At 55.0% G+C, this 26,562-nt stretch carries 26 protein-coding genes and 2 other annotated features; of the genes, 4 read left to right on the top strand and 22 right to left on the bottom strand.

Annotation, left to right across the window (positions count from 1 at the left end; genetic code table 11):
- Positions 1–254: 254 nt before the first annotated feature.
- From tatA to PBOR_RS05660, 4 genes are all read right to left on the bottom strand, one after another.
- On the bottom strand, positions 255–497 hold the full coding sequence (gene tatA, locus PBOR_RS05675; RefSeq protein WP_042210853.1) for a twin-arginine translocase TatA/TatE family subunit: 243 nt from the start codon (positions 495–497) through the stop codon (positions 255–257).
- Positions 498–626: 129 nt separating this feature from the next.
- Positions 627–1,112, bottom strand: a complete 486-nt coding sequence (locus PBOR_RS05670) for a MogA/MoaB family molybdenum cofactor biosynthesis protein (protein ID WP_020429419.1) — start codon at positions 1,110–1,112, stop codon at positions 627–629.
- 89 nt (positions 1,113–1,201) lie between these two features.
- The gene (moaC, locus tag PBOR_RS05665; RefSeq protein WP_042210852.1) at positions 1,202–1,678 is read right to left on the bottom strand and encodes a cyclic pyranopterin monophosphate synthase MoaC; all 477 of its coding nucleotides are present in this window, start codon (positions 1,676–1,678) and stop codon (positions 1,202–1,204) included.
- On the bottom strand, positions 1,669–2,328 hold the full coding sequence (locus PBOR_RS05660) for a 5-formyltetrahydrofolate cyclo-ligase (protein ID WP_052429346.1): 660 nt from the start codon (positions 2,326–2,328) through the stop codon (positions 1,669–1,671). Before PBOR_RS05660 ends, moaC begins: the two co-directional genes overlap by 10 nt.
- 309 nt (positions 2,329–2,637) lie before the next feature.
- Between PBOR_RS05660 and PBOR_RS05655 the strand changes: the two genes are divergently transcribed.
- The 4 genes from PBOR_RS05655 to PBOR_RS05645 all read left to right on the top strand — a co-directional run bounded on the left by PBOR_RS05655 (position 2,638) and on the right by PBOR_RS05645 (position 7,401).
- Positions 2,638–4,593, top strand: coding sequence for an ABC-F family ATP-binding cassette domain-containing protein (locus PBOR_RS05655; RefSeq protein WP_042210851.1), 1,956 nt, complete (start codon positions 2,638–2,640; stop codon positions 4,591–4,593).
- A 466-nt stretch (positions 4,594–5,059) separates the two neighbouring features.
- Complete coding sequence (locus PBOR_RS38435) at positions 5,060–5,287, top strand: malate:quinone oxidoreductase (RefSeq protein ID WP_167549506.1); 228 nt, start codon at positions 5,060–5,062, stop codon at positions 5,285–5,287.
- A gap of 948 nt (positions 5,288–6,235) precedes the next feature.
- Positions 6,236–6,532, top strand: coding sequence for a transposase (locus PBOR_RS05650; protein ID WP_042210202.1), 297 nt, complete (start codon positions 6,236–6,238; stop codon positions 6,530–6,532).
- On the top strand, positions 6,529–7,401 hold the full coding sequence (locus PBOR_RS05645) for an IS3 family transposase (protein WP_157764190.1): 873 nt from the start codon (positions 6,529–6,531) through the stop codon (positions 7,399–7,401). Before PBOR_RS05650 ends, PBOR_RS05645 begins: the two co-directional genes overlap by 4 nt.
- A gap of 935 nt (positions 7,402–8,336) precedes the next feature.
- Here PBOR_RS05645 and ptsP read toward each other — a convergent pair.
- From ptsP to tsaE, 18 genes are all read right to left on the bottom strand, one after another.
- Entirely contained in the window at positions 8,337–10,064 is a 1,728-nt protein-coding gene (gene ptsP, locus PBOR_RS05640; protein ID WP_042218961.1) for a phosphoenolpyruvate--protein phosphotransferase, read from the bottom strand.
- Positions 10,064–10,330, bottom strand: a complete 267-nt coding sequence (locus PBOR_RS05635; RefSeq protein WP_042210850.1) for a phosphocarrier protein HPr — start codon at positions 10,328–10,330, stop codon at positions 10,064–10,066. The genes ptsP and PBOR_RS05635 overlap by 1 nt, the downstream gene beginning before the upstream one ends.
- Before the next feature lie 2 nt (positions 10,331–10,332).
- Entirely contained in the window at positions 10,333–12,366 is a 2,034-nt protein-coding gene (gene tkt, locus PBOR_RS05630; RefSeq protein ID WP_042210849.1) for a transketolase, read from the bottom strand.
- Positions 12,367–12,387: 21 nt separating this feature from the next.
- Positions 12,388–12,852 carry a ribose 5-phosphate isomerase B gene (rpiB, locus tag PBOR_RS05625; protein WP_042210848.1) on the bottom strand — a complete coding sequence of 155 codons (465 nt, stop codon included), beginning with the start codon at positions 12,850–12,852 and terminating at the stop codon, positions 12,388–12,390.
- 123 nt (positions 12,853–12,975) lie between these two features.
- Positions 12,976–14,079 (bottom strand): iron-containing alcohol dehydrogenase, encoded by a 1,104-nt coding sequence (locus PBOR_RS35275; RefSeq protein ID WP_052429345.1) that lies wholly within the window; start codon positions 14,077–14,079, stop codon positions 12,976–12,978.
- On the bottom strand, positions 14,045–14,167 hold the full coding sequence (locus PBOR_RS38305; RefSeq protein ID WP_281192291.1) for a hypothetical protein: 123 nt from the start codon (positions 14,165–14,167) through the stop codon (positions 14,045–14,047). Before PBOR_RS38305 ends, PBOR_RS35275 begins: the two co-directional genes overlap by 35 nt.
- Positions 14,168–14,171: 4 nt before the next feature.
- A complete protein-coding gene (rpe, locus tag PBOR_RS05615) occupies positions 14,172–14,849 on the bottom strand; it encodes a ribulose-phosphate 3-epimerase (RefSeq protein WP_042210847.1) in 678 nt (225 codons plus the stop codon).
- Positions 14,842–15,033, bottom strand: coding sequence for a hypothetical protein (locus tag PBOR_RS05610; RefSeq protein ID WP_042210846.1), 192 nt, complete (start codon positions 15,031–15,033; stop codon positions 14,842–14,844). Before PBOR_RS05610 ends, rpe begins: the two co-directional genes overlap by 8 nt.
- A 24-nt stretch (positions 15,034–15,057) precedes the next feature.
- Positions 15,058–16,089: a zinc-binding dehydrogenase gene (locus PBOR_RS05605; protein ID WP_042210845.1), complete on the bottom strand. Its 1,032-nt coding sequence runs from the start codon at positions 16,087–16,089 to the stop codon at positions 15,058–15,060.
- 257 nt (positions 16,090–16,346) lie between these two features.
- Positions 16,347–17,609 carry a PTS galactitol transporter subunit IIC gene (locus PBOR_RS05600; protein WP_042210844.1) on the bottom strand — a complete coding sequence of 421 codons (1,263 nt, stop codon included), beginning with the start codon at positions 17,607–17,609 and terminating at the stop codon, positions 16,347–16,349.
- A 69-nt stretch (positions 17,610–17,678) separates the two neighbouring features.
- Positions 17,679–17,963, bottom strand: coding sequence for a PTS sugar transporter subunit IIB (locus tag PBOR_RS05595; protein ID WP_042210843.1), 285 nt, complete (start codon positions 17,961–17,963; stop codon positions 17,679–17,681).
- Positions 17,960–18,448: a PTS sugar transporter subunit IIA gene (locus PBOR_RS05590; RefSeq protein WP_042210842.1), complete on the bottom strand. Its 489-nt coding sequence runs from the start codon at positions 18,446–18,448 to the stop codon at positions 17,960–17,962. The genes PBOR_RS05595 and PBOR_RS05590 overlap by 4 nt, the downstream gene beginning before the upstream one ends.
- 16 nt (positions 18,449–18,464) lie before the next feature.
- On the bottom strand, positions 18,465–20,522 hold the full coding sequence (locus PBOR_RS05585) for a BglG family transcription antiterminator (protein ID WP_042210841.1): 2,058 nt from the start codon (positions 20,520–20,522) through the stop codon (positions 18,465–18,467).
- An 800-nt stretch (positions 20,523–21,322) separates the two neighbouring features.
- Complete coding sequence (locus PBOR_RS05580; protein ID WP_042210840.1) at positions 21,323–22,885, bottom strand: 2-isopropylmalate synthase; 1,563 nt, start codon at positions 22,883–22,885, stop codon at positions 21,323–21,325.
- Between the two features lie 86 nt (positions 22,886–22,971).
- Positions 22,972–23,273: a binding site (T-box leader), on the bottom strand.
- Between the two features lie 46 nt (positions 23,274–23,319).
- Positions 23,320–23,614: a binding site (T-box leader), on the bottom strand.
- 54 nt (positions 23,615–23,668) lie between these two features.
- Positions 23,669–24,718, bottom strand: coding sequence for a tRNA (adenosine(37)-N6)-threonylcarbamoyltransferase complex transferase subunit TsaD (gene tsaD, locus PBOR_RS05575; RefSeq protein ID WP_042210839.1), 1,050 nt, complete (start codon positions 24,716–24,718; stop codon positions 23,669–23,671).
- Positions 24,715–25,239, bottom strand: a complete 525-nt coding sequence (gene rimI / locus PBOR_RS05570) for a ribosomal protein S18-alanine N-acetyltransferase (RefSeq protein ID WP_042210838.1) — start codon at positions 25,237–25,239, stop codon at positions 24,715–24,717. The genes tsaD and rimI overlap by 4 nt, the downstream gene beginning before the upstream one ends.
- Entirely contained in the window at positions 25,236–26,069 is an 834-nt protein-coding gene (gene tsaB, locus PBOR_RS05565) for a tRNA (adenosine(37)-N6)-threonylcarbamoyltransferase complex dimerization subunit type 1 TsaB (RefSeq protein WP_042210837.1), read from the bottom strand. The genes rimI and tsaB overlap by 4 nt, the downstream gene beginning before the upstream one ends.
- On the bottom strand, positions 26,066–26,557 hold the full coding sequence (tsaE, locus tag PBOR_RS05560; RefSeq protein ID WP_081971913.1) for a tRNA (adenosine(37)-N6)-threonylcarbamoyltransferase complex ATPase subunit type 1 TsaE: 492 nt from the start codon (positions 26,555–26,557) through the stop codon (positions 26,066–26,068). Before tsaE ends, tsaB begins: the two co-directional genes overlap by 4 nt.
- Between the last annotated feature and the right edge of the window lie 5 nt (positions 26,558–26,562).

The following is a 26,562-nucleotide window of genomic DNA, read 5'->3' as shown; positions in this document are numbered from 1 at the left end:
ACATAATACAATTTTAATTGGGCAATACCCCGGGGTTCAACCGGATTGTTGTATAAAATACAAGAATTATTCTGCTGAGCCGCTTGAACGAGGAGAAATGCTGCCTTTTTTACAACAATTTCGGATTAGTTAGCGCCTTAATTTCGAGCAAAATGTTGTACTTTGTGCAAGATTCTATAAAATTAGAAAAAAAGGAGCGCCGCCCCAGTCTGAAGCAGACCTGGGAAAGACGCCCCTGCGTAAGTGAATGGAAATTATTCCGGCAGACGGCGGTCCTGCGGAAGCTCTGCTGCTACAGTCTGCGGAGCCGGAGAAGCAGGCACCTCGCTCTTTCTGGCCGGTTCCGGTTCATTGATAATCTCCCGCGCCCCGTCCTTGAATTCACGGAAGGTACGTCCGACTGCCCGCCCAAGCTCAGGAAGCTTATTCGGACCAAAGAGCAGGAGCGCCAAGATAACCAACAGAATAATTCCGGGTGCACCAATACCATTTAGCATTATTGTTTCCTCCCATCACTCTATCCGTTCATGATATCGTTAACGATAAATTAATAATACCATAACTTATATCACACATCCATCGTCTAGAGTGACGAATCATGCGTAAAGTGACCAGAGCATGAGCTGTTATTGGCGGTATTGCCCGGTAACCATCAGCAATGCCTCAGGCAACTGATCCATAATTGCCGCCAGGTTCTCATGCACACCCTTAGGTGTGCCCGGCAGATTGACGATTAATGTCCGGCCGCGGATACCGCAGATTCCCCGGAAGAGCATCACCGCGCGGTTCTTCTGCATCACTGTACTGCGCATCGCCTCAGAGAGTCCAGGGACTTCACGTTCAATGACACGCCGTGTAGCCTCCGGCGTAACATCACGGATCGCCAGATCGGTTCCTCCGGTAGTCAGCACCAGATCCGCCTGGAAATAATCAGTCAGTTCAATCAATGCTGCAATAATTTCATCCTGCTCGTCGGGTACGATCCGGTATTCCACGATCTCGCCTCCAAGCTCCTCTTCCACCAGTTCCCGAATAACCTGGGCGCTCGTGTCTTCCCGTTCGCCTCTGGCCCCTTTATCGCTGGCCGTCAGGATTGCTGTTTTCCACGCCATAGGTTGTCCCTCCCTCTCTATATACTATGTATGTCCGGCTGCTTAAGCAGCCGCAATCTGCGCCTTCCGCGTGAGTCTCATGCTGTTAACTATTCTTCTTCCAGCGCGTAATCCCCATTCTTGCCGCCGCTCTTGGATACGAGCAGAGTAGGTCCGATAATCATATCCTTCTGGAGTGCCTTGCACATGTCGTATACGGTCAACGCCGCCGCTGAAACAGCGGTTAGTGCCTCCATCTCCACCCCGGTTTTGCCGGTAGTCTTGACGGTTGCTTCTATATATAGTTCATCTTTGCTGTTATCCGAGAAGATGATATCCACTCCGGTAAGCGGCAGCGGATGGCACATCGGAATCCACGCTGAGGTCTGCTTGGCAGCCATAATTCCGGCAACCTGTGCTACGGCTAGTACATCCCCCTTGCTGATTGTGCCCATCTTGATGGCAGCGAGCGTCCCCGGGTCCATCTTCACCCGGCTGCGCGCAGCTGCCGTCCGCTTGGTGACTTCCTTCTCACTTACATCCACCATGCGGGCTCTGCCCTGTTCATTGAAATGACTTAACTCCATAGCACCCTCTCCTTCCGGCAATCCCAAATGCCGTTCTCTGTAATCAGCACATCCATTAAGGCATCATGCTCTTCCAGCGGCACTTCAGGCACCAGCTGCAGGCTATAGGCCAGGCCCACCCATAGAGGTCTGGCAGCAGATTCAGGAAGCTCTGCTTCCCATGCTGCCCGCAACCGGTCATAGTAGCCCCGGCCATAACCGAGCCGTCCGCCGCGCCGGTCGAAGGCCAGGCCGGGTACGAATACGGCATCCGGCAGTGCGGATATCGCAGCCGTGCCAGCGTTGGCGCCCGGACCGGCTATTCCGGTTACAGGCTCCGGTATGCCGTAAGCACCCGGAGCAAGCTCATCCCAGGACCGGACCGGATGGATGCTCAGTGCACCGCTCTCCCGGATGACCCTGGGAAGCAGCACTTGATGTCCTCTGGCCCAAGCTTCTGCAAGCAGCGGACGGCAATCCAGCTCGGAGCGGAACGGGGCATAGGCCAGCAGTGAGTCCGCCTGTTCCTGCGAGAACCAGGTCAGGGCATGACTGCATACCAGAGCAGACAACCGGCCTCTCTGTTCCACGGACAGTCCGTCCCGGAGCGCGGCCTTACCGGCCCGCAGCTCGCGCTTCCGGAGAGCAAGCCCCATGCTGCTGTCCTGCATAGGCAGCCGCCTCCTCTTCAACATGTTCCTAGCTTATCATAGTTTGTAAGCTCAGTTTACCACTCTTCTCCCCGGTTCGCCAAGGTTGCAGCATTTACATTGTTAGAAGAATGTTCTGCGCACTGTCTTTGCCAGCCTTGTCTTGAAATTTCAGCCGCACAGCCGGCTTGTCCGCTGCCGGTGGAAGCCGCAGGAATGAAGCAGCCCCCTCGCGCGGCAAACTTTTTTCATGTAAACTAAAGAATAAGATTATTACAAGCCGGGCCTAATCAGCCCAGGCGAATATGCAAGGGCGGAGGTTTCATCAGAATGCTTCTTCAAGCGACAGGAATTTCGAAATCATATGGGATACAAAGTGTGCTGGACGGCATCAGCCTGATGGTGAACGAGAAGGAAAGAGTCGGTCTCGTTGGCGTCAATGGTGCCGGCAAGTCGACCTTCCTGCAGATTCTCGCAGGCGAGATGTCGTATGACAGCGGGCAAATTCATAAATCCAAAGAGACTACAATAGGGTATCTGGCCCAGAACAGCGGCTTGCAATCCGATAAAACCATTCAGGAAGAGATGCTCGCCGTATTCGCTCCGCTGCTGGAGGCAGAAGCTGAACTGCGGCAGCTCGAAACAGATATCGCCGATCCGGCGCTTGCAGAGGACCCGAAGCGTTATGAGGATCTGCTGGAGCGCTATGCCAGACGTTCAGACTGGTTCAAGGATCATGGCGGTTATGAGATGAATACGCGTATACGCAGCGTACTGCACGGCATGGGCTTCGGGGAATTTGCACCCGAGACGCCGATTGCTACGCTAAGCGGCGGTCAGAAGACCCGCTTGGCACTGGCGCGTATTCTGCTGCAGGCCCCAGATCTGCTTATGCTTGATGAGCCGACCAACCATCTGGACATCGAGACGCTCACCTGGCTGGAGGATTATCTGCGCGGGTACGCCGGAGGCATTCTGGTCGTCTCCCATGACCGGTATTTCCTCGACCGGCTGGTCACAACCATAGTGGAAATTGAGCGGCACCAGTCCCGCAGATACACAGGCAATTACAGCCGCTATATGGAACTGAAGGCTGCGGAATATGAGATCCGCATGAAGCAATATGAGAAGCAGCAGGATGAGATTTCGCGGATGGAGGATTTCGTACAGCGCAATATTGTCCGGGCCTCCACCACCAAGCGTGCTCAGAGCCGGCGCAAGGCACTCGACAAGATGGACCGCATCGACAAACCCATGGGCGATCTGAAGAAAGCCAGCTTCTCCTTCGAGCCTGACTTCATGTCCGGCAAGGAGGTGCTGCAGGTGCGCGAGGTTGCTGTAGCTTTTAATGAAGGGGCTGCCCCGCTGTTCCGCAATGCTTCCTTCGAGCTTAGACGCGGTGAGACCGCAGCGCTGATCGGGCCGAACGGTATCGGCAAATCCACGCTCCTGCAGTGCATGACCGGCACCCGTGAGCCATCCGCAGGGACGGTCAACTGGGGAACCAAGGTGAAGATCGCCTACTACGATCAGGAGCAGACGAGGCTGAATCCGCGCAACACCGTTCTGGAAGAGCTGTGGAGCGAGTACCCGATGCTGGAGGAAGCGAGGATCCGCACCATTCTCGGCAATTTCCTGTTCAGCGGCGAGGATGTCCTGAAGAGGGTAGCCGCGCTCAGCGGCGGTGAGAAAGCACGTGTCGCCCTGTCCAAGCTGATGCTGCGCGGGGCCAACATGCTGATTCTCGATGAGCCTACCAACCATTTGGATCTGGTCAGCCGCGAGGTGCTGGAAGCGGCACTGATTGATTTTGAAGGCACACTGCTGTTCATTTCCCATGACCGTTATTTCCTGAACAAAATGGCTGAACGGGTTCTGGAGCTGCATCCGGGCGGTATCGATCAGTATCTCGGTAACTATGACGACTATGTCGATAAGAAACGCGAACTTGAGGCCATTGCCGAGGAGGAAGCGGAGCTTGCCGCCGCCAAGTCATCCCGGAATGCTGACAACGAAGCTGCCGTTGCCGAGAAAGGCACTTCCCTCTCCTATGAAGCAGACAAACAGGCCAAACGTGAGGAGCGTAACCGCCAGCGGCGGATCTCTGACCTTGAGGAGAATATCGCCAAGCTGGAGGAAGCCATCTCCGGAATTGAGCATGAAATGACCAAACCTGAGGTATATCAGGATTACATGGCGCTTCAGGAGCATGAAAGTGATCTTAAAGACAAAAAACAGCAGCTTGGAAATTTATTTAGCGAATGGGAGCAATTGGCTGACGAATAATGTAAAGGCAGTAAAAAAATAAAATTCAACTGTTTCCGATTTGTTCATAAATAGTTATCCACAGCGCCATCCACAGTTTTCGTGCATAACTACTGTTGAAAAATAGCCCTCCGGGGCTTTTTTTATGCGTAAAATCGCTATTTTCCTTGTCAAGGACTTTTTATCCACCGAATTATCCACATTATCCACAGTTTTCACAAAACTGATTCAATGCATAACCTCCTGTTTATGGCCTCCAAAAAAAAGGCGTTATTGCTGATTTTACACGGTTTTTACACAACTCGTGCGGAATATGTGGATAACGTTGTCCACAGCTTGACAAAACCCGCATTGGGCAAAAAATTGATGTTAAGGGATTGCGGAAGCACGGAGCACGCGAGGAACAGATACCGGTTAACGTAGCGGACATTTGCATGGGTTAACATAAATCAAGGCCTGCAAATCGCTGGGTAAAGGACGGTAGAAAATGAGCAACCAACAAACCAAAACAGACGTGATTTTAATTGGTGCCGGAATCATGAGTGCAACACTTGGTTCACGGCCTAAGCGGATTGTTTGGGCTGTGCCTTTTGGTTTTGTGCGGGATTTACGAATGCTTTTTGTGAGGACGCTGCTCCAATTTCTCTGCAACTTCCTTGGCCTTCGTCCTAAAGCATGGGTCGGCTTCCTTTTGCCCTCTTGCGCAACCACTTGACGAAGCGGCAAAATCCACTGGATGTTTCGGCCTAGTCAGTTGCTCGCACGGTCTTACAACAGTACTTTTGCCGATGCGCCTCTACACACAGATTTCGCCATGTGCAGGCATCCTAGCTACGCGGGGGCTTGGCCCCTCCCGCGTGCCGGACTTTCACCGGCTAGAGATTGCGTACTTAGCTGGGCACGATGCTTCCGAGGTAAGTTTTCCTGCGGAAAGCTTTCAGGCAGCCGCTGCCGCTTGTACACAATCGTTTCATCCACTCCGCTGTTTAAGTGGGCAAAGCATCTCCAAATCTCAAACGAAATAGATCCCCCCTAACTGTTGAATCGAGCTGAGCTTATGCGGCCTGTGCGGCCTGTGCCTGAGCAGCTTATGCAGATTTTAAGGCCACCTCACATTACCCGATTCAGAATACTTCCGGGGCAGCCACTGGTGAAATTAAGCGCACTAATGCTCCTCATTTCCTCCCTTGGCCGGCCGTATTTAGGAATTAGAGGGATTTATCCCTTTGATTTTCACATTCCGCTCACTTTCGGTGGAATCAGAGGGATTTATCCCTTTGGTTTTCACATATCACCCACTTTCGGCGGAATCAGAGGGATTTATCCCTTTGATTTTCACATATCACCCACTTTCGGCGGAATCAGAGGGATTTATCCCTTTGGTTTTCACATATCACCCACTTTCGGCGGAATCAGATCACCATCCTGTCAACTTCTTTGGGATTCCTGATCAAAATCAAACCCCACATCCCGTGAAATCAGGGGCATTAGTGCTCTTCATTTCCACCATTAGCCTACATCCAATCAAATCAGGGGCACTAGTGCTCTTCATTTCCTCCAATTAGCCCACATCCGGTGAAATCAGGGGCACTATGCTGTTAGTATTAATCGTGGACACCCGTTAAGAGAATAGGGATAATGAGATTAACGAGGAGGTGCCCACATGAGTGGAACACGGAGAAGCTACAATGAAGAATATAAAAAACAGACCGTAAAGTATATCCAGGAGCAAACCAAGACGGTGGCAGAACTCGCCCTGGAACTGGACATCCCCGCCAAAACCCTGCACCAATGGCTGGGGAAGTACCGGTCGTTTCAGAGTGAGCCCATAGCCACCCCAGACAAAGTCAGAGAGTTGGAACGTCAACTGAAGGAACGCGACCAACAGGTGGCAGACCTGACGGAGGAAATGGCCATCCTAAAAAAAGCAGTGCACATCTTCAGCAACCCAAAGAACTGAGATTCCAGTTTATAGAAGATCATCGCTCCGAGTTCCCAGTGGAGAAGATGTGCAACGTCTTTCAGGTATCACGGAGCGGTTATTACAAATGGAGAACAGCGAAGCCCAGCCCCCAAGCCACCCGCAAAGCGTTACTGCTTAAGCGGATTACCTATCATTTTCACGACTCGCATGGTCGTTACGGTAGCCCCAAAATTACGGTTCTCTTGAAGCGTGAGGGGTACAAGGTAAGCGAACGCACAGTAGGAAAGTACATGAGAGAACTGGGCCTGCGCTCCTGTGTCGCGAAGAGGTTTCGCGTACACACGACCGACTCTAACCATCCTTTGCCCATTGCCCCTAACTTGCTGAACCAGCAATTCCAAACCGAAAAGCCAAACCAGGCGTGGGTCGCAGATATTACTTACATTCCCTGTCGGGAAGGGCGGATGTACTTGGCGAGCGTGCTGGACCTATGCACCCGGGAGATCGTAGGCTGGCGGCTGGGCGACCGGATGACCACAGACCTCGTACAGGGCGCTCTAGACGATGCCTACCAAGCGAAACGCCCCGGGAAGGGCTTGATTCACCATTCGGATCGAGGCTCGCAGTATGCCTCTGCAGACTACCGGGGACGCCTGGAGAAGTACCAGATGACTGCAAGTATGAGCCGCAAAGGGAACTGTTATGATAACGCCTGTATCGAATCTTTTCACAGCCTCTTGAAAAAAGAGTTTGTGTACTGGACTCGATTTAAAACAAAGAAGCAGGCCTATGATTCCATCTACCAATACATTGAATTTTTCTACAACTGTAAACGAATCCATGGGGCACTGGGTTACGTATCTCCGGTTCAGTTTGCAGCAACATTTAAGCGGAAAACCGCTTAGGTTCACGTCTACTTTCTTGACAGAGGTCCACTAGTGCTCCTCATTTCCTCCATTAGCCTACATCCAGTCAAATCAGGGGCACTAGTGCTCTTCATTTCATCCAATTAGCCCACATCCGGTGAAATCAGGGGCACTAGTGCTCCTCATTTCCTCCATTAGCCTACATCCAGTCAAATCAGGGGCACTAGTGCTCCTCATTTCCTCCATTAGCCTACATCCAGTCAAATCAGGGGCACTAGTGCTCTTCATTTCATCCCTTGGCCTACATCCAGTCAAATCAGGGGCACTAGTGCTCTTCATTTCATCCCTTGGCCTGCATCCAGTCAAATCAGGGGCACTAGTGCTCTTCATTTCATCCCTTGGCCTGCATCCAGTCAAATCAGGGGCACTAGTGCTCTTCATTTCATCCCTTGGCCTGCATCCAATCAAATCAGGGGCACTAGTGCTCTTCATTTGACCATGCCATCGACTTCTTGGGGATTCAGTAACAGACAGACTAATATCATAATCTCCTAAAGCATAAAAAAGACCTGCTCTCCACTCTTGCAGGCGGAAGGGCAGGTCAGGGCGGATTCTCCTAAAAGGGATTACTGGGTTGCAGAGTTAACGGAACTATGAATACTAAATCACCTGAAGACTTGCCGGTTAACCTCATGACTTCTCTACACACCGCACATAAACACCGCACAGCCTGCGGGCTTGCAGAATTGCCGGTCTACGGAATTACCTCCTCCTGCGGGCTTGCAGAATTGCCGGTCTTCGGATTTACCTCCTCCTGCGACCTTGCAGAATTGCGAGTCTGCGGACTTACCTCCTCCTGCGGGCTCGCAGAATTACCGCTCTGCGGACTTACGTCCTCCTGCGGGCTCGCAGAATTACCGCTCTGCGGACTTACGTCCTCTGCGGGCTTGCAGAAGAATTACCATTCTTCGGAATTACGTCCTCCTGTCCGCTTCCTGCCGCAGCAGAGCTATGACCTCTTCCGCAGTGCCCATAGACAGAGCCTTCCGGGCGAGCTCCTCCATCCCGGCTCGGGACAGCTGCATAATGCATTCTCTCGCCGCCAGAATGGACGGGGCGCCCATACTGAACTCATCCAAGCCCAGGCCTAGCAGCAGCGGAATGGCTGCCCTGTTCCCGGCCATTTCCCCGCACATCCCCACCCATTTGCCATGGCTGTGTGCGGCGTCAATGACGCCCTTAATCAGGCGCAGCACCGCTGGGTTGTAAGGCTGGTATAGATAGGATACCCTGCTGTTCATGCGGTCGGCGGCCATCGTATACTGAATCAGATCATTAGTGCCGATGCTGAAGAAGTCCACCTCCGGTGCGAACAGATCGGCCATCACCGCCGCTGCAGGAATTTCCACCATCATCCCGACAGCGATACCGGCGCCTGCCGGGATGCCTGCCTGCTCCAGCTTGCGCTTCTCCTGCGCCAGCACCTGTTTGGCCTGGCGAAGCTCATCCAGCGTGGCGATCATCGGGAACATGATCTTCAGGTTCCCGTAGACCCCTGCACGCAGCAGCGCGCGCAATTGCGTCCGGAACAGCTCCTGCTCCGCTGTCTCCAGACAGAGCCGGATGGCCCGGAAGCCGAGGAAGGGATTCTCCTCCTTCGGCAGCTTCAGGCAAGGCAGCTCCTTATCGCCGCCGATATCAATCGTGCGGACAACCACGGGCCGCCCTCCCATCTGCTCCAGCACGCTCCGGTAGGCCTGAAACTGTTCTTCTTCGGACGGAAGCTCCTTCCGGCCCATGTACAGAAACTCGGTACGGAACAGGCCGACGCCTTCTCCCCCATGCTGCAGCACGGCGGCCACGTCTCCCGGACTGCCGATATTGCCGGCCAGCTCCACCTGATGCCCGTCAGAGGATACTGTAGGCAGTGCCGCAAGCTTCGCCTGCTGCTCCTTACGGCGCTCCAATTCCAGCCGCTTCCCTTCATATTCAGCGATCACTCCGGAGGGCGGATTCACCAGCAGCACGCCTTCCTCCCCGTCAAGAATAAGCAAATCGTCCTGACGGATCTCCTGCAGCGCATCCGCTGCACCGACAACGGCCGGAATCTCCATCGCCCGGGCCATAATGGCCGAGTGGGAGGTCGTTCCACCCGCCACAGTAGTGAAACCTTTCACATAATCCCGGTTCAGTTGCACCGTATCCGAAGGTGTAAGGTCTTGGGCAACGATAATTACCGGCTGCTTAATGTCCTGCACACCGGTTGCTCTCCCGGACAGCGCGTTCATAACCCGCCGGGATACATCGCGGATATCCCCGGCCCGCTCCCGCAGATACTCTGTGTTAAGTGATTCAAAAGACACTACAATTTGCCTCGTAACCTCTTGCAGTGCGTATTCCGCTGTAGCTTCCTGAGCAATGATCTGCTCCCTGACTGCCCCAAGCAGCTCCGGGTCATCCAGCACCAGCAGATGCGCTTCAAAAATTCCGGCCTCGGCTTCCCCCAGCTTCTGTGCCGTAAGCGCCTTAAGCTCTCTGACTTGTGTAACCGCCAGACTGACGGCTGCTCCGAACCGTTCCAGCTCTGCCTGTGTACCCAGCCTGCTGTCCTTCTCAATCACCGGCGCTGCCGTATGCAGGCAGTGTGCCTTGGCAATCGCGATGCCGGATGAAGCGCCAATTCCCTTCAGCATCTGCAGCATCATTGTCCCAGCCCCTGGCCGATGATAATGCTGCTCAGTTTGGCAATCGCCTCTTCCTCATCTTCCCCGAAGCTGGAGATTGTGAAGGAATGACCCTGGGGAACCCCCAGCGACATCACACCGACTATAGATTTCAGATTGACGCTTCTGCCGTCGTATTCAATGCGCAGCTCCGCCTTGAACTTACTGGCGGTCTGGACCAGCACCGAAGCCGGACGGGCATGCAGGCCTGATTCTTCAGTGACTACGAATGTTTCCATAACCATCGCTATACCCCCACCTTTCCGTTCTCCGCAGCCAGCCGCTTGAATTGCAGCGCCAGGTTCTCCGGCGTGAAGCCGTATTCCCTGAACAGCACCTCTGCCGGGGCGGATGCCCCGAAGCCGCTGAGCGTAAGCGTCCGGCCCGTATCACCCGTGTATTCCCTCCAGCCGAACGGGGAGCCCAGTTCCACGGCAAGCCTTACCTTAAGCGCTGCGGGCAGCACACTTTCCCTATATTCCGGAGTCTGCTGTTCGAAGCGGTCCCAGCTAGGCATGCTCACGACGGAGACATACACACCTTCTGCAGCAAGCAGCGCCTGCGCAGTAATCGCCAGGCTGACCTCCGAGCCTGTTGCCAGGAGGAGGCCCTCAGCATCTTCCGCTGCCGGGGAGACAATGTATGCGCCTCTCTTCACCCCTTCATAAGCGGCATGATCTTCAATGGCAAGCGTGGGCAGATTCTGCCTGGAGAGAATCAGCGCAGTCGGCGCGTCCTTGCTCTCCAGTGCCAGGCGCCAGGCGGCTGCGGTCTCCTTGGCATCAGCCGGGCGGATGACGGACAATCCGGGCATCGCCCGCAGCGAAGCCAGCTGCTCAACGGGTTCATGGGTCGGCCCATCCTCGCCTACGGCCACGCTGTCGTGGGTGAACACATAGGTTACCGGCAGCTTCATCAGGGCGGCAAGGCGGATTGCCGGACGCAGATAATCCGAGAAAACAAAGAAGGTAGCACCGAACACCTTGACCCCGCCATGCAGAGCCATGCCGTTCATCGCCGCGCCCATCGCAAATTCACGTACACCGAACCAGAGATTACGGCCGGCATAAGCCCCGCGGCTGTAATTGCCGCTGCCCTTCAGCAGCGTCTTGTTCGAGCTGGCCAGATCGGCCGATCCGCCAATCAGCTTCGGAATGACCTGTGCAGCCGCATTCAGGACACGGCCGGAAGATTCCCGCGTTGCCAGACTCTGACCCGGGGTGAACTGCGGCAGATCCTCCTGCCAGTCCGGGGGCAGTTCTCCTGAGACAGCCGCATTAAACCGGACGGCCAGCTGCGGAAATTGCAGCTCGTATTCACGCCGCAGCTCATTCCATTCCATCTCCGCCTGTTCCCCATGCATAGCCAGCTCCGCGAAGTGTGCCTTCACTGCTGCCGGCACCCCAAAGGGTTCATGCACCCATTCGTAAGCAGCCTTCGCTGCCCGGACCTCTTCAGCTCCCAGCGGAGCGCCATGACAGGCTGAGGTCCCGCCTTTGTTCGGCGAGCCGTAGCCGATCACGGTCTTCACTTCAATCAGCGTCGGCCGCTCTTCATCGGCCCGGCCTTCAGCAATAGCCGCCTGAATATCTTCCACACTGTTGCCGTCCGTAACCCGCAGCACCTGCCATCCATATGCGGTGAAGCGTTCCTCCACAGATTCAGAGAAGGACATCGCAAGCGCTCCATCCAGCGAGATGTCGTTGGAATCATACAGGACAATCAGACGCCCCAGACCAAGGTGGCCGGCCAGTGAAGCCGCCTCCGCCGATACGCCTTCCATCAGATCGCCATCGCCGCAGATACAGTACGTATAATGATCCACCAGCGGAAACTGTTCCTTATTGTAGACAGCGGCCAGATGACGCTCAGCCATTGCCATTCCGACAGCCATGGCCATCCCCTGACCCAGTGGACCGGTAGTGGCCTCCACACCGGGTGTATGCCCGAATTCGGGATGTCCGGGAGTCCGGCTGCCCCATTGCCGGAAGCTTTGCAGGTCCTCTATTGTAAGCCCATAGCCGAACAGGTGCAGCAGGCTGTAGAGCAGGGACGAGCCATGCCCCGCAGACAGGACGAAGCGGTCACGGTTGAACCAGCCGGGGTTGCGCGGATTGTGCTTCATATCTCCTGCCCACAAAGCGTAAGCCATCGGAGCTGCCCCCATTGGCATGCCCGGATGCCCCGAGCCTGCCTTCTCCACGGCGTCGATGGATAAGGTGCGCAGCGTGTTTACAGCCAATTTCTCGGTCACACTGCTTGTAACCGGAGTTGTGTTCATATGCCTTCTCCCTCTCTTTCTTTACTCCTGTAGTGCAGATGCAGAGTGTTCAAACTCCGCTATTTTATCAATCCGCTGCTTATGCCGGCCGCCGGTGAATTCCGTCTCCAGCCAGACCCTTACAATCTCTCCGGCCAGCCCCGGGCCGATCACCCGTTCACCCATAGCGAGAATATTGCTGTCATTATGCTCCCGTGTGGCCTTTGCACTGAATACATCGTGGACCAGGGCGCAGCGGATGCCGGGTACCTTGTTGGCGGCAATCGACATGCCGATCCCTGTACCGCAGATCAGAATGCCACGGTCGGCTTCCCCGCCTGCCACTTTACGGGCAACCGTAACTGCATAGTCGGGATAATCTACCGATTCACAAGTGTGGCAGCCTATATCCTCAATTTCCACCTCTTGATCAAGCTCCGCAAGCACCAGCAAGAGCTCCTCCTTCAAAAAGATTCCGCCGTGGTCATTGCCGATTACGATCTTCATTTGCCTGCCTTCCTCCTCTCTTTTCATTTTCATAGTATCATTTTGATATTCATAAATGTACACGTTTTCATCCCAATTTATTACCATTGAAATGTGCATCATTGTGATGCACAGGCCCTATTCTCACAAGGGATACAGCTTATCAAGCACCCTCTCCGCAGCCTGCTCCAGGATACCTAGCTTGGCCGCGAAGGAGAAGATTGTATAGCGGGGTCTGGTCAAATGGGATAGCAGCAGAGCCTCACGCAGCAGCTCACGGCTGATGCCGTAATCAGCCGGGGAAGCAGACAGCCCGATATCCTCCAGCCAGCTGCGGATCAGCCAAGGCACAGGCTGCCTGGCCCCCAGCGCCTCACGGACAGCTGCAATCTGCTCCTTATCCACCCACTCTGCGCTGTTCAGCACAGTGTTATAGAACATTCCCGCGCATAAGGTGCCGGCAGCAACCGCAAGACCATGGGAGAGCGGCTCCCGGCCTTCACGGAGGAATGCGCCCTCCAGATAATGCGCCAGCAGATGCTCGGACCCGGATGCAGGCCGCGAATCGCCGGCCATGGCAATCGCCATGCCCGACAGCAGCAAGGCTTCCATCAGTTCCTGCACGGCCTCAGGCTCCCGGCGGCGGATGCCTTCAGCTTGGACAATTACACTATCCGCCGCCTGCTCCACTAGACCGAGGGTATACGGGCAGAGGTATTCGCCGTTCAGCGTATGCCCGAGCAGCCAGTCACAGACGGAGATTTTCTTGCCGATGATATCGCCGAAGCCGGCCTGCAGCATCTTCAGCGGGGCAGCTGCAATAAGCTCAAGGCTCCCAAGGATGGCTGTAGCGGTAACACCGGGATAAGTAGTCTTCCTGCCGCCTGCCAGTAAGGAGGAGACTCCTGAGGCATAACCGTCCATCGACGGGGCTGTAGGAACGGACAGGAACGGAATACCCTGCCGCGCAGCCGCCATCCGTGTCAGATCGGTAAGGGTGCCTGAACCGACGGCAAGCATCCCATCCGGTTTCCCGGCAGAAGACATCAGCAGCCGGCCAAGTGAGCGTTCATCCGGCAGTACTTTGGCTTCAGTGTATAGGCAGCTGCCGGCCTTGCAGCCTTTCTTCTCCAGCAGTCCGATTAGCTCACGGGCTTGCAGTTCATAGGTGATCAGGTCTGGACGACCAGCAGATTCCTGCCTTGAATGTACGTCAGCATGCCTCTGCCACAGCCTCCATATCCGCATGCAGCGACAGGCTGCGGATCGGCACTTCATGGACCCGCCCGCAGGTGCAGCTCAGCGGCTTATCAATTAACCGGGATAGCTCCTTCATCCGCTTACTCCTGGACAGGGGCAGCATAGCTCCCCGTCTCGCTGCGGAAGCGTTCCACGTTATCCCGCAGCCCGCCGGTCTTAAACAGTGCGGAACCGGCCACGATTACATCGGCACCGGCTTCAACAACCTCCCTGGCATTGGACAGTTTGATGCCGCCGTCCACCTCAAGATCAATCCGGCGGTCAAGGGTATCCAGTGTCCGGCGCAGAGCTTTGATTTTGCCCATCACTGAAGGAATGAAGCTCTGTCCGCCGAAACCGGGATTAACGCTCATCAGCAGCACCAGGTCGATATCCTCCAGAATATGGTCAAGCACACTTAGCGGCGTCGCCGGATTAAGCGCCACTCCGGCCTTCAGGCCTGCCGCCTTAATCTCCTGCACGGTGCGGTGCAGATGGGTACAGGCTTCTGCCTGCACTGTGAGAATATCCGCGCCAGCCGCAGCGAAGTTACTGATATAGCGCTGCGGCTCGGCAATCATCAGATGTACATCGAAACACAGTCTGGTATAGGGGCGGATCGCCCTGATAATATCGGGACCCAATGTTAGATTCGGTACAAATTGCCCATCCATGACATCAATATGAACCAGATCCGCGCCGGAGCTGTCAATCGCCTGAATCTCACTTCCAAGCGCGGAGAAATCAGCGGCCAGAATGGAGGGAGCCAGCTTAATCATGCTTGTTCACCTGCTCTTTCTTACGGATATACAGCTTGCGGATAATACTGAAGACAACAAAGGCAAAAATGGCGCAATTCACGGGAAACTGGTATTTAAATAACAGCGCACTAAGTGCTCTCCCATAAGGTCCCAGCGAATAATCCAGGAAGCTCTCAACCATAACCTCACCTAATTTCTGCAAAAGTGTAAATCCCCAGGCGTATGATTATTGCAGCGGAGTCAGTACGACCTTGATCGCTTCCCCGTTCTTCATCAGCTTGAAGGCCTGCTCCCACTCGGAGAGATCGAGCTGGTGGGTAACCAGCGCCTCGGTATTCACCCGGTGATCATTCATCAGCTGCAGGGAAGGCCCCCAGTCGAACGGATTCTGGCTGCGGCAGCCGATCACCTTAATTTCTTTTTGAATAATCTTCTCGAAATCCACAGGGATTTCCGGTGTACCGAAGATGCCGACCTGAACATAGCGGCCCTTCTTAGTCAATAAATCCAGCCCCATCGCCACCGCCGGAACTGCACCTGTACATTCCAGTACCACGTCTGCCCCATAGCCCTCGGTAAGGCTGTTCACCAGTTCCTTCACATTCTCCGTCTGAATATTAACCACATGATCGATCCCCAGCTCCAGTGCTTTATCCAGCCGGATGCTATCCTTATCCAGTCCTGTGATGATTACTGTCGCCCCGCAGCTCTTGGCAATCTGGGCCGTCAGCAGACCGATTGGACCCGGACCGAGCACAACCACCACTTCCCCCCTTTTAACTGCCGCCTTGGATACAGCATGATGCGCACAGGCCAGCGGCTCCGTCAATGCGGCAGACAGGTAATCCACATTGGGCGGCAGCTGATGCACACTTTCCTTGCGGGCAATGACATATTTGGCGAATCCGCCATTCTGCTGGGTACCCAGTCCTTTGCGTGAACCGCATAAGTTGTAGTGTCCGGATTTGCAGTACTCGCAGGTGCCGCAGATATAAAAAGTCGTCTCCGACGTTACCCGGTCCCCGACCTGTATATGAGTTACATTGTCACCTACAGCCACCACTTCGCCAGAGAATTCGTGGCCCAGTGTGACAGGCGCCTTCACCTTGTATCTGCCCTCAAAAGTATGCAGGTCCGTCCCGCACACTCCGGCATATTTAACTTCAATTTTCACCTGGTCGGGCCCCATATGCGGTTCCTCGACATCCATAACCTCCAGGTGTCCATATCCGGCTTCTTTCTTCACTAAGGCTTTCATTACAGCTTCCCCTCCATTTTATCTATTGGTTAGACTGGTGCCGCACCGCATAAATCAGGTATAACAAATACAATAGACCGTCTTTAACAGGTTGTTATGTGAATTTTTAAAAAGCATATCTGCGCGAACGGCCTATTTTAAATGCTATAAAGATAGGCTTATTTGTTCTGTTTCTTGTCTAGAATTGCTGAAGTAGCGCTGCTGCCGGAAGATCATCCGGCATTGTCCCTCTGCCCCGGAAGGCAGAATATAATCCGTTAATTGAATAAGGCAAAGGCTTTATAGATCACATAGTTGATCAGGTTCCCGCCCTGGTCGATACTGGAGATCTGCGCGGTTCCTTCCGGCATATTGAAGTGGGCATCCACAGCCATCTGTGTGTGCAGCGGTGCAAGGTCAGTCGCCATATACAGGGACAGGCCGATGACGATGGTTCCGACGATAACCGAATGAATGATGTTTCCTTTTGCCGCACCGACGATAAACGCCACAATGAACGGAATGGTCGCCAGATCGACGAACGGCAGGACTTTGTTGCCCGGCAGGAATACGGCAAGTGCGACGGTAATCGGAACGAGAATCAGCGCTGTGGCAATAACAGACGGATGGCCGATCGCTACCGCAGCATCCAGACCGATGTAGACATTCTCAGCGCCGAACTTGCGTCTCAGGAATTCTCTGGCCGATTCAGATACCGGCATCAGGCCTTCCATCAGGATTTTGACCATACGCGGCATCAGGAACATGACCCCACCCATCGACATCCCGACTTTGATGACCTCACCAACATTGTAACCGGCGAGCGCCCCCAGCCCGATCCCCAGAACAAGTCCCATAAAAATCGGCTCACCGAAGACCCCGAAACGTTTCTGAATACTGTCCGGGTCGGCGTGCAGCCTGTTAATTCCCGGAATCTTCTGCACCAGCTTCACCAGCGGAATCCCCAGAATGGCATAGGACACGGTGCTACCTGTAGGGACGGAAATCCCGGGGAGATCGAAGTAATCCTCCAGCATAGGAGCCGTCCAGTCGGCAATCTTAAGGACAACAATCTGGAAGATCACGGCAGCAATCAGGCCAAGCACGATGCTCTGGGTCAGCGCGTAAACACAAGCTCCGGTAAAGGTAAAATGCCAGAAGTTCCAGATGTCTACGTTCATTGTCTTGGTGGTTTTGGTCACCAGCATGATTACGTTGACCAGAAGGCCCAGCGGGATAATGAAGGCCGCAATGGGCGAGGCCCAGGAGATCGAAGCCGAACCCGGCCAGCCTACGTCGATGACGTTAAGCTGGACACCGAAGCGCTCCACCATGCCGTTCGCGGCAGGCCCGAGGTTGTTGACCAGCAGATCAACCACCAGCGAGATCCCGATGAAGCCCACGCCGATGGTAAGACCGGAACGGAAGGCCTTGCCCGGCTTCTGCCCGAAGACCAGGCCGAGAATGAAGATCGCGACCGGAAGAATAACCGTTGGACCGAGATCCAGAAATGAACGTAATGCGTCAACCATACCTTGCATTGAAATTCCCCCTATGAATTAGACAATTATGATACCAGCTGCTAAGAAACAAACACTCCCTGAAGACTGTTATTTGACCAGTTCAGCCAGGATTCTCTGTTTCACTTCCTCTATCCCGATCCCTGTCAGGAACGCTCTGGCATTGATGACCGGAAAAGGATATTCCTTATTGGCAATGGTGGTGCTGACCAGCAGATCAGCTCCGTCGGCGAGTGAAGAGACCTCGGTAATTTTGCACTGGATGAGATTGACGTCAATTTTATGTTCCTTGCACAGATTCTTCAGTGCTTCATTCACAACGGTTGAGGTGGCGATTCCTGCTCCGCAGGCTACGAGAATTGTTTTTTTGGTCATGCTAATGGGCCTCCCTGGGTTTCGAATTGAAGTACGGCGTTCATTAATTCCTTGATACTCGCGGGACTGGTTTCATGGCTGAGGGCTATCAGCATGCTCTGATCCTGAATGACCTGCATCAGCCGGGTCAGCAGCTTCAGCTGGGAATGCTTCTGGTCCATAGCCAGCATGAACACCAGCTCCACAGGAGTAGTCTCCTCCTCCTCACCCATGATGCCGAAGCGGACCGGCTGCTTCAGTACACCGATACTGATCGCTTTGCGGTTCACATGCTCAATATCCGTATGGGGAATGGCCACGGAGCAGCCCCCTGTCGGCAGACCTGTCGGATAGGCTTGCTCACGTTCGATCACAGCAGCAATATAGCTCTCCTTCACCACGCCCAGCTTGACCAGATTTTCAGCCATCCGGGCGAGAATATCCTCCTTGGATTCACCTTCCACACCAATCAGAATGAAAGCTTCATCCATCATATCCATGGTCATTGTTGTACCTTCTCTCTTAATCTTTGGAAAATTTAACGGCTACCTTATGAATCTCCAGCGCGGAACCGGCTTCAATTACCGCCCTCACCGCCTCCTGGCTGCCGGCAAGCTGCATCAGCTGCATCAGAGAACGCAGATGCTGATGTTTATCCTTGGCGGCAATAATGACGATCACCTGTACCGGATAGGCCTCCGAATAACTTACGGGCTCCTCCAGGCGCAGGAGACTCATCGAGACCTCATTGACACCGCTGGCCGGGTCGGCATGCGGAATGGCCAGACCCGGGCCGATCACGATATAAGGATCCTCCCGGTCATAGGAATCAATCATCGCTTCCACGTAGCCCGGCGTGATAGCCCCGCGCCGGAGCAGCGGCTCCGCTCCGAGACGGACCGCCTCCTGCCAGGAGTCCGCGCGCCGCTCCAGCCGGATCATATCCGGAGTCAGCAGCCCGTTTAGATCAGGCATGCGGGTATCATAGTCCCGCTTGCCGGACGCCCGCTCTCCCGGCCGGAAATGCTCCTCAAGCTCCACGCGCAGGCTGTGGCTGTTCCCGATCACCGCATGTTTGCCGACAATCTCCATAATCAGCTCCATATTGAATTCAGAAGGGCTGTAGCCGCTCATCTCCTGCATCACCTGCTGGCGCAGCCGGTATTTATCTTCTTTATCCAAATAAGATTTAATGACAAACAGCTTCTTGTCTGTCGGCAGATATACCGTGGAGAACACTACGTCATATTCCAGCGCATAGCTGTGGAACTCCCGTACCGAGAGGGAATCGAAGAAGATAAATTCCCGGAACAGCTCGCGCAGCGTGCTCTGCAGCAGCCTGGATACACATACTCCCTTAGGGCAGACCACAAGTGCCTTGATCTTCTGCTGCAGACTGTCTCCCTGCCGGGATAACCAGCCGCCGATGAGCATCGTCAGATACGTCGTTTCGCTCTCCGGGATGTCTACGCCGATCAATCTGCGCAGGGGCACACTTGACTGTTTGACCAGATGATGCAGCTCCTTGAATTCCTTGCCGATCGTTTCCTGCAGGGGATTGGCGATCGTCAGCTGGTATTTGATGCGGTAATAGGCAGGCTTCAGATGCAGCAGAATTTTGTCCAGCAGCTGTCCACGGTCCTGAAGCGTCACACATGCGCTGCGTTCGAATAAGGAGAGCATCTCATCCAGCGCCCGGGTCAGCTCCGGCAGCGTATCCTCCGACAGATAGGCCATCGAGGAGACGTTCGTTGTCAGCAGATGCAGGGTGAAGAACAATCTTTCTTCCGTCGGGATGCCTTGCAGGTCATGCAGAATCTCCTCTACGGCCTGGTATTCCTTCGTATCCGAAAGCTCATCACAGTGGATATGAAATCCTTCTACAATCTGTCCCTGCCGGATGCGGCGCAAGGATAACAGCAGAATGTAGGGCATGGATTCCATCTTTTCATCGGTGAATTTAAGGTTCAGCTTGGCTTCGACCGCTTCCATCTTGCGGCTTAGCGCTGCGATCTCACTGCTGTCTGCCCCCGAAAGCTCTTTAATCCAAGTCTCGCCGCCGTACATATCTATCGTTCTGTACACAATATTGATCAGCGCCTGGCGTTTGTTGAATTCCTTCCCTTCCAGCGAATATCCCAGCACTCTCGAATAAGTAACTGCAAGCTCAAACGCACCGGCAATCGCTTGGGCGTTCTTCAAATCGCTGAGTATCGTGTTCTTGCTGACCCCGAGCGCATCGGTGAAATGCAGTAGAGACAGATCACTATTCTTGCTCAGCAGCATCAGGATAATCAGATTCGTCCGCTCTTCCTCGGAGAGTACATAGGTACTGCCCGCCTGCTGGTTCTGCTCACTGGACAAAGCGGTCAGAAGCGCCTTATGAATCAGGAAGTGACCGGTTTTGGTCCGCTTAATCTGCGGCAGGTAGCGGGCTTCCAGCCAATCGTTAATCTTGCCGAAGCTATATTCAATCTGTCTGCGGCTTAATCCGTACTTAAGCTCCAGGTCTTTGTTCCTGATTCCGGAATTGGTGAGCAGTTCCTGCAGCAGCGAGCTGCTTCTAGCATCAAGTTCCATGTCTTCCCCTTCCTTCAAAGGCTAGGCTAAAGTTCGCACGATATAATGAGTACGCTTACAAATCCGCTGCACAGCTGGCCATGTTCCGGCAACGGAGGTAGTGGAAGTCCGCCAGAATGATAGAACCCGTTCACGGGAACGCGGCTGCGGGTTCAGTGCCTGGTTGTTCTCCCAAAAATATCTTATCATCGTAACCTGAAATAATGTACACGTTTTCATCCCAATTTCTAGCTGTAAAATTGTACAGCATTGTGATGCTTCTGCTGAAGGCTGCCACCGCAGCCGAATTCCGGCTGTCACACTGCGGGATACTGTTAGCCTCTTAGCCGGTGGATATAACAATTACCAGAGGGTGAATCAGCACCTCACTAAGGTTGGATTAGACCATAATCGCCGTTCCCGGCATAATTCCACAGTGTAAGTAAGCAGGTAGATGAAATGGCGTCGATAGGCCTCCACTCGCCTCCACTCTGCATAATAATTTAGTTGGATAAACGTAGCTTAATTGGGCTGTTTTGGAGCGTTTGAGATCATTAAGTGGATAAATGTCATTTAAATTCATGAATTTCCTCTAGCCTGGACATTTGCACCCTATTAAGTGCTGATTATCCAACTGTTTCCTGGAAAGGGTTCCTCCGCTCATGAGCAAGTGGAGAAAATCCACCTGTTTCCGGCCGCCGGCACCAGCCACCCCCGTGCGGCTTCTTCGGAGTTATCGCTAAAAAACGCGCCCCGCCGTGTCTGAGTGACATCGGCAAGACGCGTCCGTGAAGTGTCTAATGCTGCATGCTGGGTAAGCCTTAGCCGTTCACCGCTGTGTCCGGAGAATCCGCAGCCGATTCCGACAGCAGCGCTGCATTACAGGCGGCTATATAAGCGATTCCCGCTGCCATCACGATATCGTGATGGATGGCCGTGCCGCGGAATTTGGCGTCCTTCCATTCCACCATGACGGCAGCTTCAGCCTGGGCATCTCCGCCGCTGCCGAGAGAGTGCAGCTCCAGCCCGTCAAAGCGAATATCCTCAGCAATCCCTTGCCCGATCGCGGCAATGATCGCTTCCAGCGGCCCGTCTCCGGTGCTGGTGTGCGTGGTTTCTGCGCCGCTCTGCAGATGGCGCACCGTTACGGCGGCTACGCGGCGCGGAGCGCTGCCTGCCAGGACCTGCACCTCGCCGAGCGCATAGACCTGCGCCTGCTGCCCGGTGGTGCTGCTGACCATCCGCAGCAGCTCATCATCGCTGACAGCCTTCTGGCGGTCAGCGGTTTCCTTGAAGGATTCGTAGAGCGCGTCCAGCTCCGCCGGATCCAGGGCAATGCCATACTTCGCCGCGCGGTCCTTCAGCGCATGCCTGCCGGAATGCTTGCCGAGGATAATCATGCTGCGCGGGATGCCCAGCCGCTCCGGGTCCATAATCTCGTACGTGCTGCGGTCCTTGAGCAAGCCGTCCTGATGGATGCCGGATTCATGCTGGAAGGCGTTCCGGCCGACGACCGGCTTGTTGAAGGCGATCGGGAAATGCATCGCCCCGCTGATCATACGCGAGGTATCGTACAGCTTCTCAAGCCGGATGCCTGTCTCTGCACCGATAGAATCCCCCCGTGTTTCCAGCGCCATAACCAGCTCCTCCAGCGCACAATTGCCGGTACGCTCGCCAACACCATTGACGGTGACCTCGATTTGAGTGGCGCCGCCGGCAATCGCCGCCAGGCTGTTCGCTACAGCCAGCCCCAGGTCGTTATGACAGTGGGCACTGTAGATGACCTTGTCGCCGCCCCGCGCACCGAGCCGCACACGCCGGAACATCTCCCCGTATTCCTGCGGCAGCGCATACCCTACCGTATCGGGCAGGTTGATAATTGTTGCGCCTTCTTCAATCACCGCCTCAACCATCTCGATCAGATCGTCGATTCCCGTCCGCGCAGCATCCATCGCGGTGAATTCCACCACATCGCTGAACTGGCGGGCATACGCCGTCATTTCGCGTGCGGCCGCAACCACCTCAGGCCGGCTCTTGCGCAGCTGATGGCGCAGGTGAATGTCCGAGGAGGAGATGAACAGATGAATCCGCCGCCGCTCCGCATCCCGGGTCGCCCGTACAGCAGCATCGATATCCCCTTTGACTGCGCGGGCGAAGCCGCAGATCTCCACGCCCTGAATCTTGCGGGAAATGGTCTCCACCGCTGCAAAGTCACCCGGACTGGATACGGGGAAGCCCGGCTCCATGACATCCACGCCCAGCTCCGCCAGCTTGCCGGCCAGAATGATTTTCTGTTCCGGGGTAAGGCTCGCCCCGGGGGCCTGCTCTCCGTCACGCAGCGTCGTGTCAAAAATCTGAATTCGTTTCTTTACCGGAATAATCATTGTTCATCCTCCTCAAATTGGTTTCATTCAGCCTGCATTGTCTTCCAGATCAACTCCAAATAACACAAAAAACCGCCGTCTCTAATTAAAGAGACGGCGGGTCACCCCTCCGCGGTACCACTCTTTTTGACGCATAGGCTCCTGATCCTAATCCAATCCAGGTAAGCCCAAGCTGCGTCCAGCTCCGCTTCATATCTCCCTGCTACCTTAAGGGTAAGCCCGGGGGATACAAACAGTCCGGTAACGGGGACATCCGTAACGGCGTACCTGAAGCTCCTTCCGCCGCTCCGCTCACGGGCGAGATTCGCCGGCCTCCGGTGACTGCGTCGCACCACCCGCAGCTCTCTGTTCACCTTGGCCGTCTACTGCTCCCGTTCATTGCGTGTAATTCTATGGGTGCCTATACAAGCGCACAAAAAAACCTGCCATCTCATTCAAGAGACGACAGGTTGTTCACCCTCGCGGTACCACTCTTGTTGATACCCGGATCAGCGGTTGTGCTGCTGCGCCTGCGGTATCCACTCAACAACCTTCTTACGGAGGTCAGCCGTAACGGTGTACGAAAGGGTCCGGTCTAAGTTCTGCACCGGCCAGCACTCCCTGTTCCAGGAGTACCCTGCTTCCACCGCTCCGCTCCCGGACGAGTTCAGGTCTCCTTCGACTGCGTCGCACCCACCCGCAGCTCTCTTATCCCGGAGTCACCTTACTGCTTCCAATCATCGCGTTTGTTCAAATATAAGATTTATGAATTGAAATGATTATACCCGGCTTCTCCAAAAGAAGTCAATAGGCAGATACAGACCATTTCTCCAGCGAGAAGCCGGGATCGGCGACCATATCCAGCGGAATCCCACCTTCATGCTTCCATTTGACATAAGCAGCGGCCCCGATCATCGCTGCGTTATCGGTGCAATAGACCGGCGGCGGGATGATTAGCTCGATCCCTTCTGCGGCGCATCTCAAGGTCAAAGCTTCACGGAGGCCCTTGTTCGCAGCCACTCCTCCGCAGAGCAAAAGCTGCCCCGCGCTGAACTCACGGACGGCACGCACAGCCTTCTCAACCAGCACCTCAACGACGGATTCCTGGAAGCCGCGGGCGATTCCGGCCACATCCGGCTCCAGCCCCTTCATCTTGCTCTGGTTAACCGCATTGAGTACAGCGGACTTCAGGCCGCTGAGGCTGAAATCATACGAGCCCGGCTCCAGCCACACACGCGGCAGGGGAAAGGCTTCCTCCGCTTCACGCGCCAGCCGGTCTACATGGGGACCGCCGGGATAAGGAAAGCCCAGCGCCCGTGCCACTTTGTCATAGGCTTCCCCTACAGCATCGTCCCGGGTACGGCCGATGATCTGGAATTCACCTTCCCGCTCCATCAGAACCAGCTCTGTATGACCGCCGGATACCACCAGCGTCATATTGGGATACTGCAGTTCCTTGACCAGCCGGTTGGCATAGATATGACCGGCAATATGATGGGTGCCGATGAGCGGCTTGCCCCAGGCCAGCGCCAGGCTTTTGGCCGCCACGACACCGACCAGCAGCGCCCCGACAAGCCCCGGCCCCTGGGTGACCGCGACTGCCGTCAGGTCCTGCGGCGAGATTGCCGCCACGCTCAAAGCTTCCTCAATGACCAGCGTAATCACCTCTACATGCTTGCGGGAGGCCACTTCTGGCACCACGCCGCCGAATGCCCGGTGGGTCTCAATCTGGCTGGAGATAATATTGGATAACACTTCACAGCCGTCTTTGACTACAGCTACTGAAGTTTCGTCACAGCTCGTTTCAATGGCAAGTATATATACAGGCTTAAGCGCGCCCGTTTCTGTCTTCATTTCAAGTCCACGCTTCCTTCCGTCAATCCTTGCTCCCCGTACTCCGGCAGATCCGCCCACATGATGAGCGCATCCTCACGGTTGTCTGAATAGTAGCCCTTGCGGGTGCCGGCAGGACGGAAGCCTTTTTTGCGGTATAAATTCTGGGCCACCTCATTCGAGACCCGCACTTCAAGTGTTATGGATTTCATGCCGAGGTAAGCCGCCGTCTTCATCAGCTCGTCCAGCAGCCGGTCCCCCCATTTGCGTCCCCGGTAGGCCTCCAGCAGCGCGATATTCGTCACATGCGCCTCATCCACTATCGCCCACATCCCGGCATAGCCGATAATATGACCCTCCAACTCCATTACCATATATTTAGCAAAATGATTATGGCCCAGCTCGTTGCGGAAGGCTTCCTCCGTCCAGGGCATGGTGAAGGCTTCACGTTCAATCACAAGAATCTCCGGGATATCCTCAAGCCGCATCAGGCGAAAAACAAGCTCAGTCCCCTGATCTCTTCCTGGTTCCGATACCGTCATCCTTTATTCAGGCTCCCTTCACTGCTCCGGCGAAGATTAGCCTCCGCTTCGGTAAGCTGCGTATAATTGGGAATCAATACGTGAACATCTGCGCTTTGCTCATAGATGCCCGCTTCGGCCAAGAATCCGGTCCAGCGGCCTTCGAGTTCGTAAGGCAGCGCCTGAACACTGCCCGCTCCGGCAAGCGGAGCCAGCGATGCTGCACTTCCGTGCAGTGCCGTGTCTCCGGTGAACCATAGCTTACCCGGTATCATACCTTCGGCTGCAGCGGCCTTCAGCCGCTCTCCGAGCTCCTGCACCCAGTCTGCCATCAGGCGGATGGCATCAGGCGCAAGCCGCTGTGGAGGGTTGTCCCCGTCCGCAGCGAATAGCGCAGTATAAGCTTGTCCGCGGCGCGCGTCAATCAGCGGGATGATCCAGTCCGGGCCTGCAGCCCCGTCCGAGGTCGGCACATCAGCCTGTCCGGCCTCCTGCTGAACAGTCGCGGCATGATATCCGCCCCACGCCAGCGCATGCAGGCTGGACACGCCGGTGACCGGTACGTTCCAGGCCCAGGCCAGTGTTTTGGCCGCGGTTACGGCAATCCGTGTCCCGGTGTACGATCCGGGACCGACACCCACTGCAATCCCGCCGATCATGTCTGCGGCAGTAGCCGAGGCCTGCAGCGCCTGCTCAATGATCGGCAGCAGATGTACCGAATGATTCCGTTCGCCGGAAGCATTGATCTCATGCAGCAGCTCCCCGTTCCAGGTAACCGCCACCCCCAGTACTGCCGTTGATGTATCCAGCGCCAAAAACCGCTTGCGCGGCTCATTATTCAGATTCGTCATGTTTCTTTACCCCACTTCTGGATCAGCGCCCGGCAGACTTCGCCGTAAGGCTCCCCGATTCCGGTCACCGTAATATCACGTTCGTCCGGGCCGGCTGTCTTCAGCTCTATATGCAGATGCCGCGGGGGCATCAGGTCCGTAATGATACTGCTCCATTCCACCAGGCTTACTCCCTGGCCGTAGAAATACTCTTCCAGCCCCAGCTCATCCGCTTCCTGGAGTGAAATCCGGTATACATCCATATGATACAGCGGCAGACGTCCCTCATACTCTTTGATAATTGTAAAAGTAGGACTGTTCACAATTCCCTCCACTCCTAAGTGGCGGGCGTAGCACTGGGAGAACGCTGTTTTGCCTGCACCCAGATCACCGTCGAGGCCGATCACCATACCCGGCTCTGACACGGCTGCGATGGCGGATGCAAGCGCCTCAGTGTCCTGAAGGCTGGAGGAACGGTAAGTAAACACCGTCTCAATATAATTGTCCAAAACTG

The sequence above is a fragment of the Paenibacillus borealis genome, from assembly GCF_000758665.1.
In the GTDB taxonomy this organism is placed as follows: domain Bacteria; phylum Bacillota; class Bacilli; order Paenibacillales; family Paenibacillaceae; genus Paenibacillus_AQ; species Paenibacillus_AQ borealis.
This window is presented reverse-complemented; position numbering and strand designations above follow the sequence as displayed.

Coding starts and splice junctions, on each gene's coding strand:
- tatA (WP_042210853.1), bottom strand. CDS start 497: ATGCTAAATGGTATTGGTGCACCCGGAATTATTCTGTTGGTTATCTTG.
- PBOR_RS05670 (WP_020429419.1), bottom strand. CDS start 1,112: ATGGCGTGGAAAACAGCAATCCTGACGGCCAGCGATAAAGGGGCCAGA.
- moaC (WP_042210852.1), bottom strand. CDS start 1,678: ATGGAGTTAAGTCATTTCAATGAACAGGGCAGAGCCCGCATGGTGGAT.
- PBOR_RS05660 (WP_052429346.1), bottom strand. CDS start 2,328: ATGCAGGACAGCAGCATGGGGCTTGCTCTCCGGAAGCGCGAGCTGCGG.
- PBOR_RS05655 (WP_042210851.1), top strand. CDS start 2,638: ATGCTTCTTCAAGCGACAGGAATTTCGAAATCATATGGGATACAAAGT.
- PBOR_RS38435 (WP_167549506.1), top strand. CDS start 5,060: ATGAGCAACCAACAAACCAAAACAGACGTGATTTTAATTGGTGCCGGA.
- PBOR_RS05650 (WP_042210202.1), top strand. CDS start 6,236: ATGAGTGGAACACGGAGAAGCTACAATGAAGAATATAAAAAACAGACC.
- ptsP (WP_042218961.1), bottom strand. CDS start 10,064: ATGCTGCAGATGCTGAAGGGAATTGGCGCTTCATCCGGCATCGCGATT.
- PBOR_RS05635 (WP_042210850.1), bottom strand. CDS start 10,330: ATGGTTATGGAAACATTCGTAGTCACTGAAGAATCAGGCCTGCATGCC.
- tkt (WP_042210849.1), bottom strand. CDS start 12,366: ATGAACACAACTCCGGTTACAAGCAGTGTGACCGAGAAATTGGCTGTA.
- rpiB (WP_042210848.1), bottom strand. CDS start 12,852: ATGAAGATCGTAATCGGCAATGACCACGGCGGAATCTTTTTGAAGGAG.
- PBOR_RS35275 (WP_052429345.1), bottom strand. CDS start 14,079: ATGCGGATATGGAGGCTGTGGCAGAGGCATGCTGACGTACATTCAAGG.
- PBOR_RS38305 (WP_281192291.1), bottom strand. CDS start 14,167: ATGAAGGAGCTATCCCGGTTAATTGATAAGCCGCTGAGCTGCACCTGC.
- rpe (WP_042210847.1), bottom strand. CDS start 14,849: ATGATTAAGCTGGCTCCCTCCATTCTGGCCGCTGATTTCTCCGCGCTT.
- PBOR_RS05605 (WP_042210845.1), bottom strand. CDS start 16,089: ATGAAAGCCTTAGTGAAGAAAGAAGCCGGATATGGACACCTGGAGGTT.
- PBOR_RS05600 (WP_042210844.1), bottom strand. CDS start 17,609: ATGCAAGGTATGGTTGACGCATTACGTTCATTTCTGGATCTCGGTCCA.
- PBOR_RS05595 (WP_042210843.1), bottom strand. CDS start 17,963: ATGACCAAAAAAACAATTCTCGTAGCCTGCGGAGCAGGAATCGCCACC.
- PBOR_RS05590 (WP_042210842.1), bottom strand. CDS start 18,448: ATGACCATGGATATGATGGATGAAGCTTTCATTCTGATTGGTGTGGAA.
- PBOR_RS05585 (WP_042210841.1), bottom strand. CDS start 20,522: ATGGAACTTGATGCTAGAAGCAGCTCGCTGCTGCAGGAACTGCTCACC.
- PBOR_RS05580 (WP_042210840.1), bottom strand. CDS start 22,885: ATGATTATTCCGGTAAAGAAACGAATTCAGATTTTTGACACGACGCTG.
- tsaD (WP_042210839.1), bottom strand. CDS start 24,718: ATGAAGACAGAAACGGGCGCGCTTAAGCCTGTATATATACTTGCCATT.
- rimI (WP_042210838.1), bottom strand. CDS start 25,239: ATGACGGTATCGGAACCAGGAAGAGATCAGGGGACTGAGCTTGTTTTT.
- tsaB (WP_042210837.1), bottom strand. CDS start 26,069: ATGACGAATCTGAATAATGAGCCGCGCAAGCGGTTTTTGGCGCTGGAT.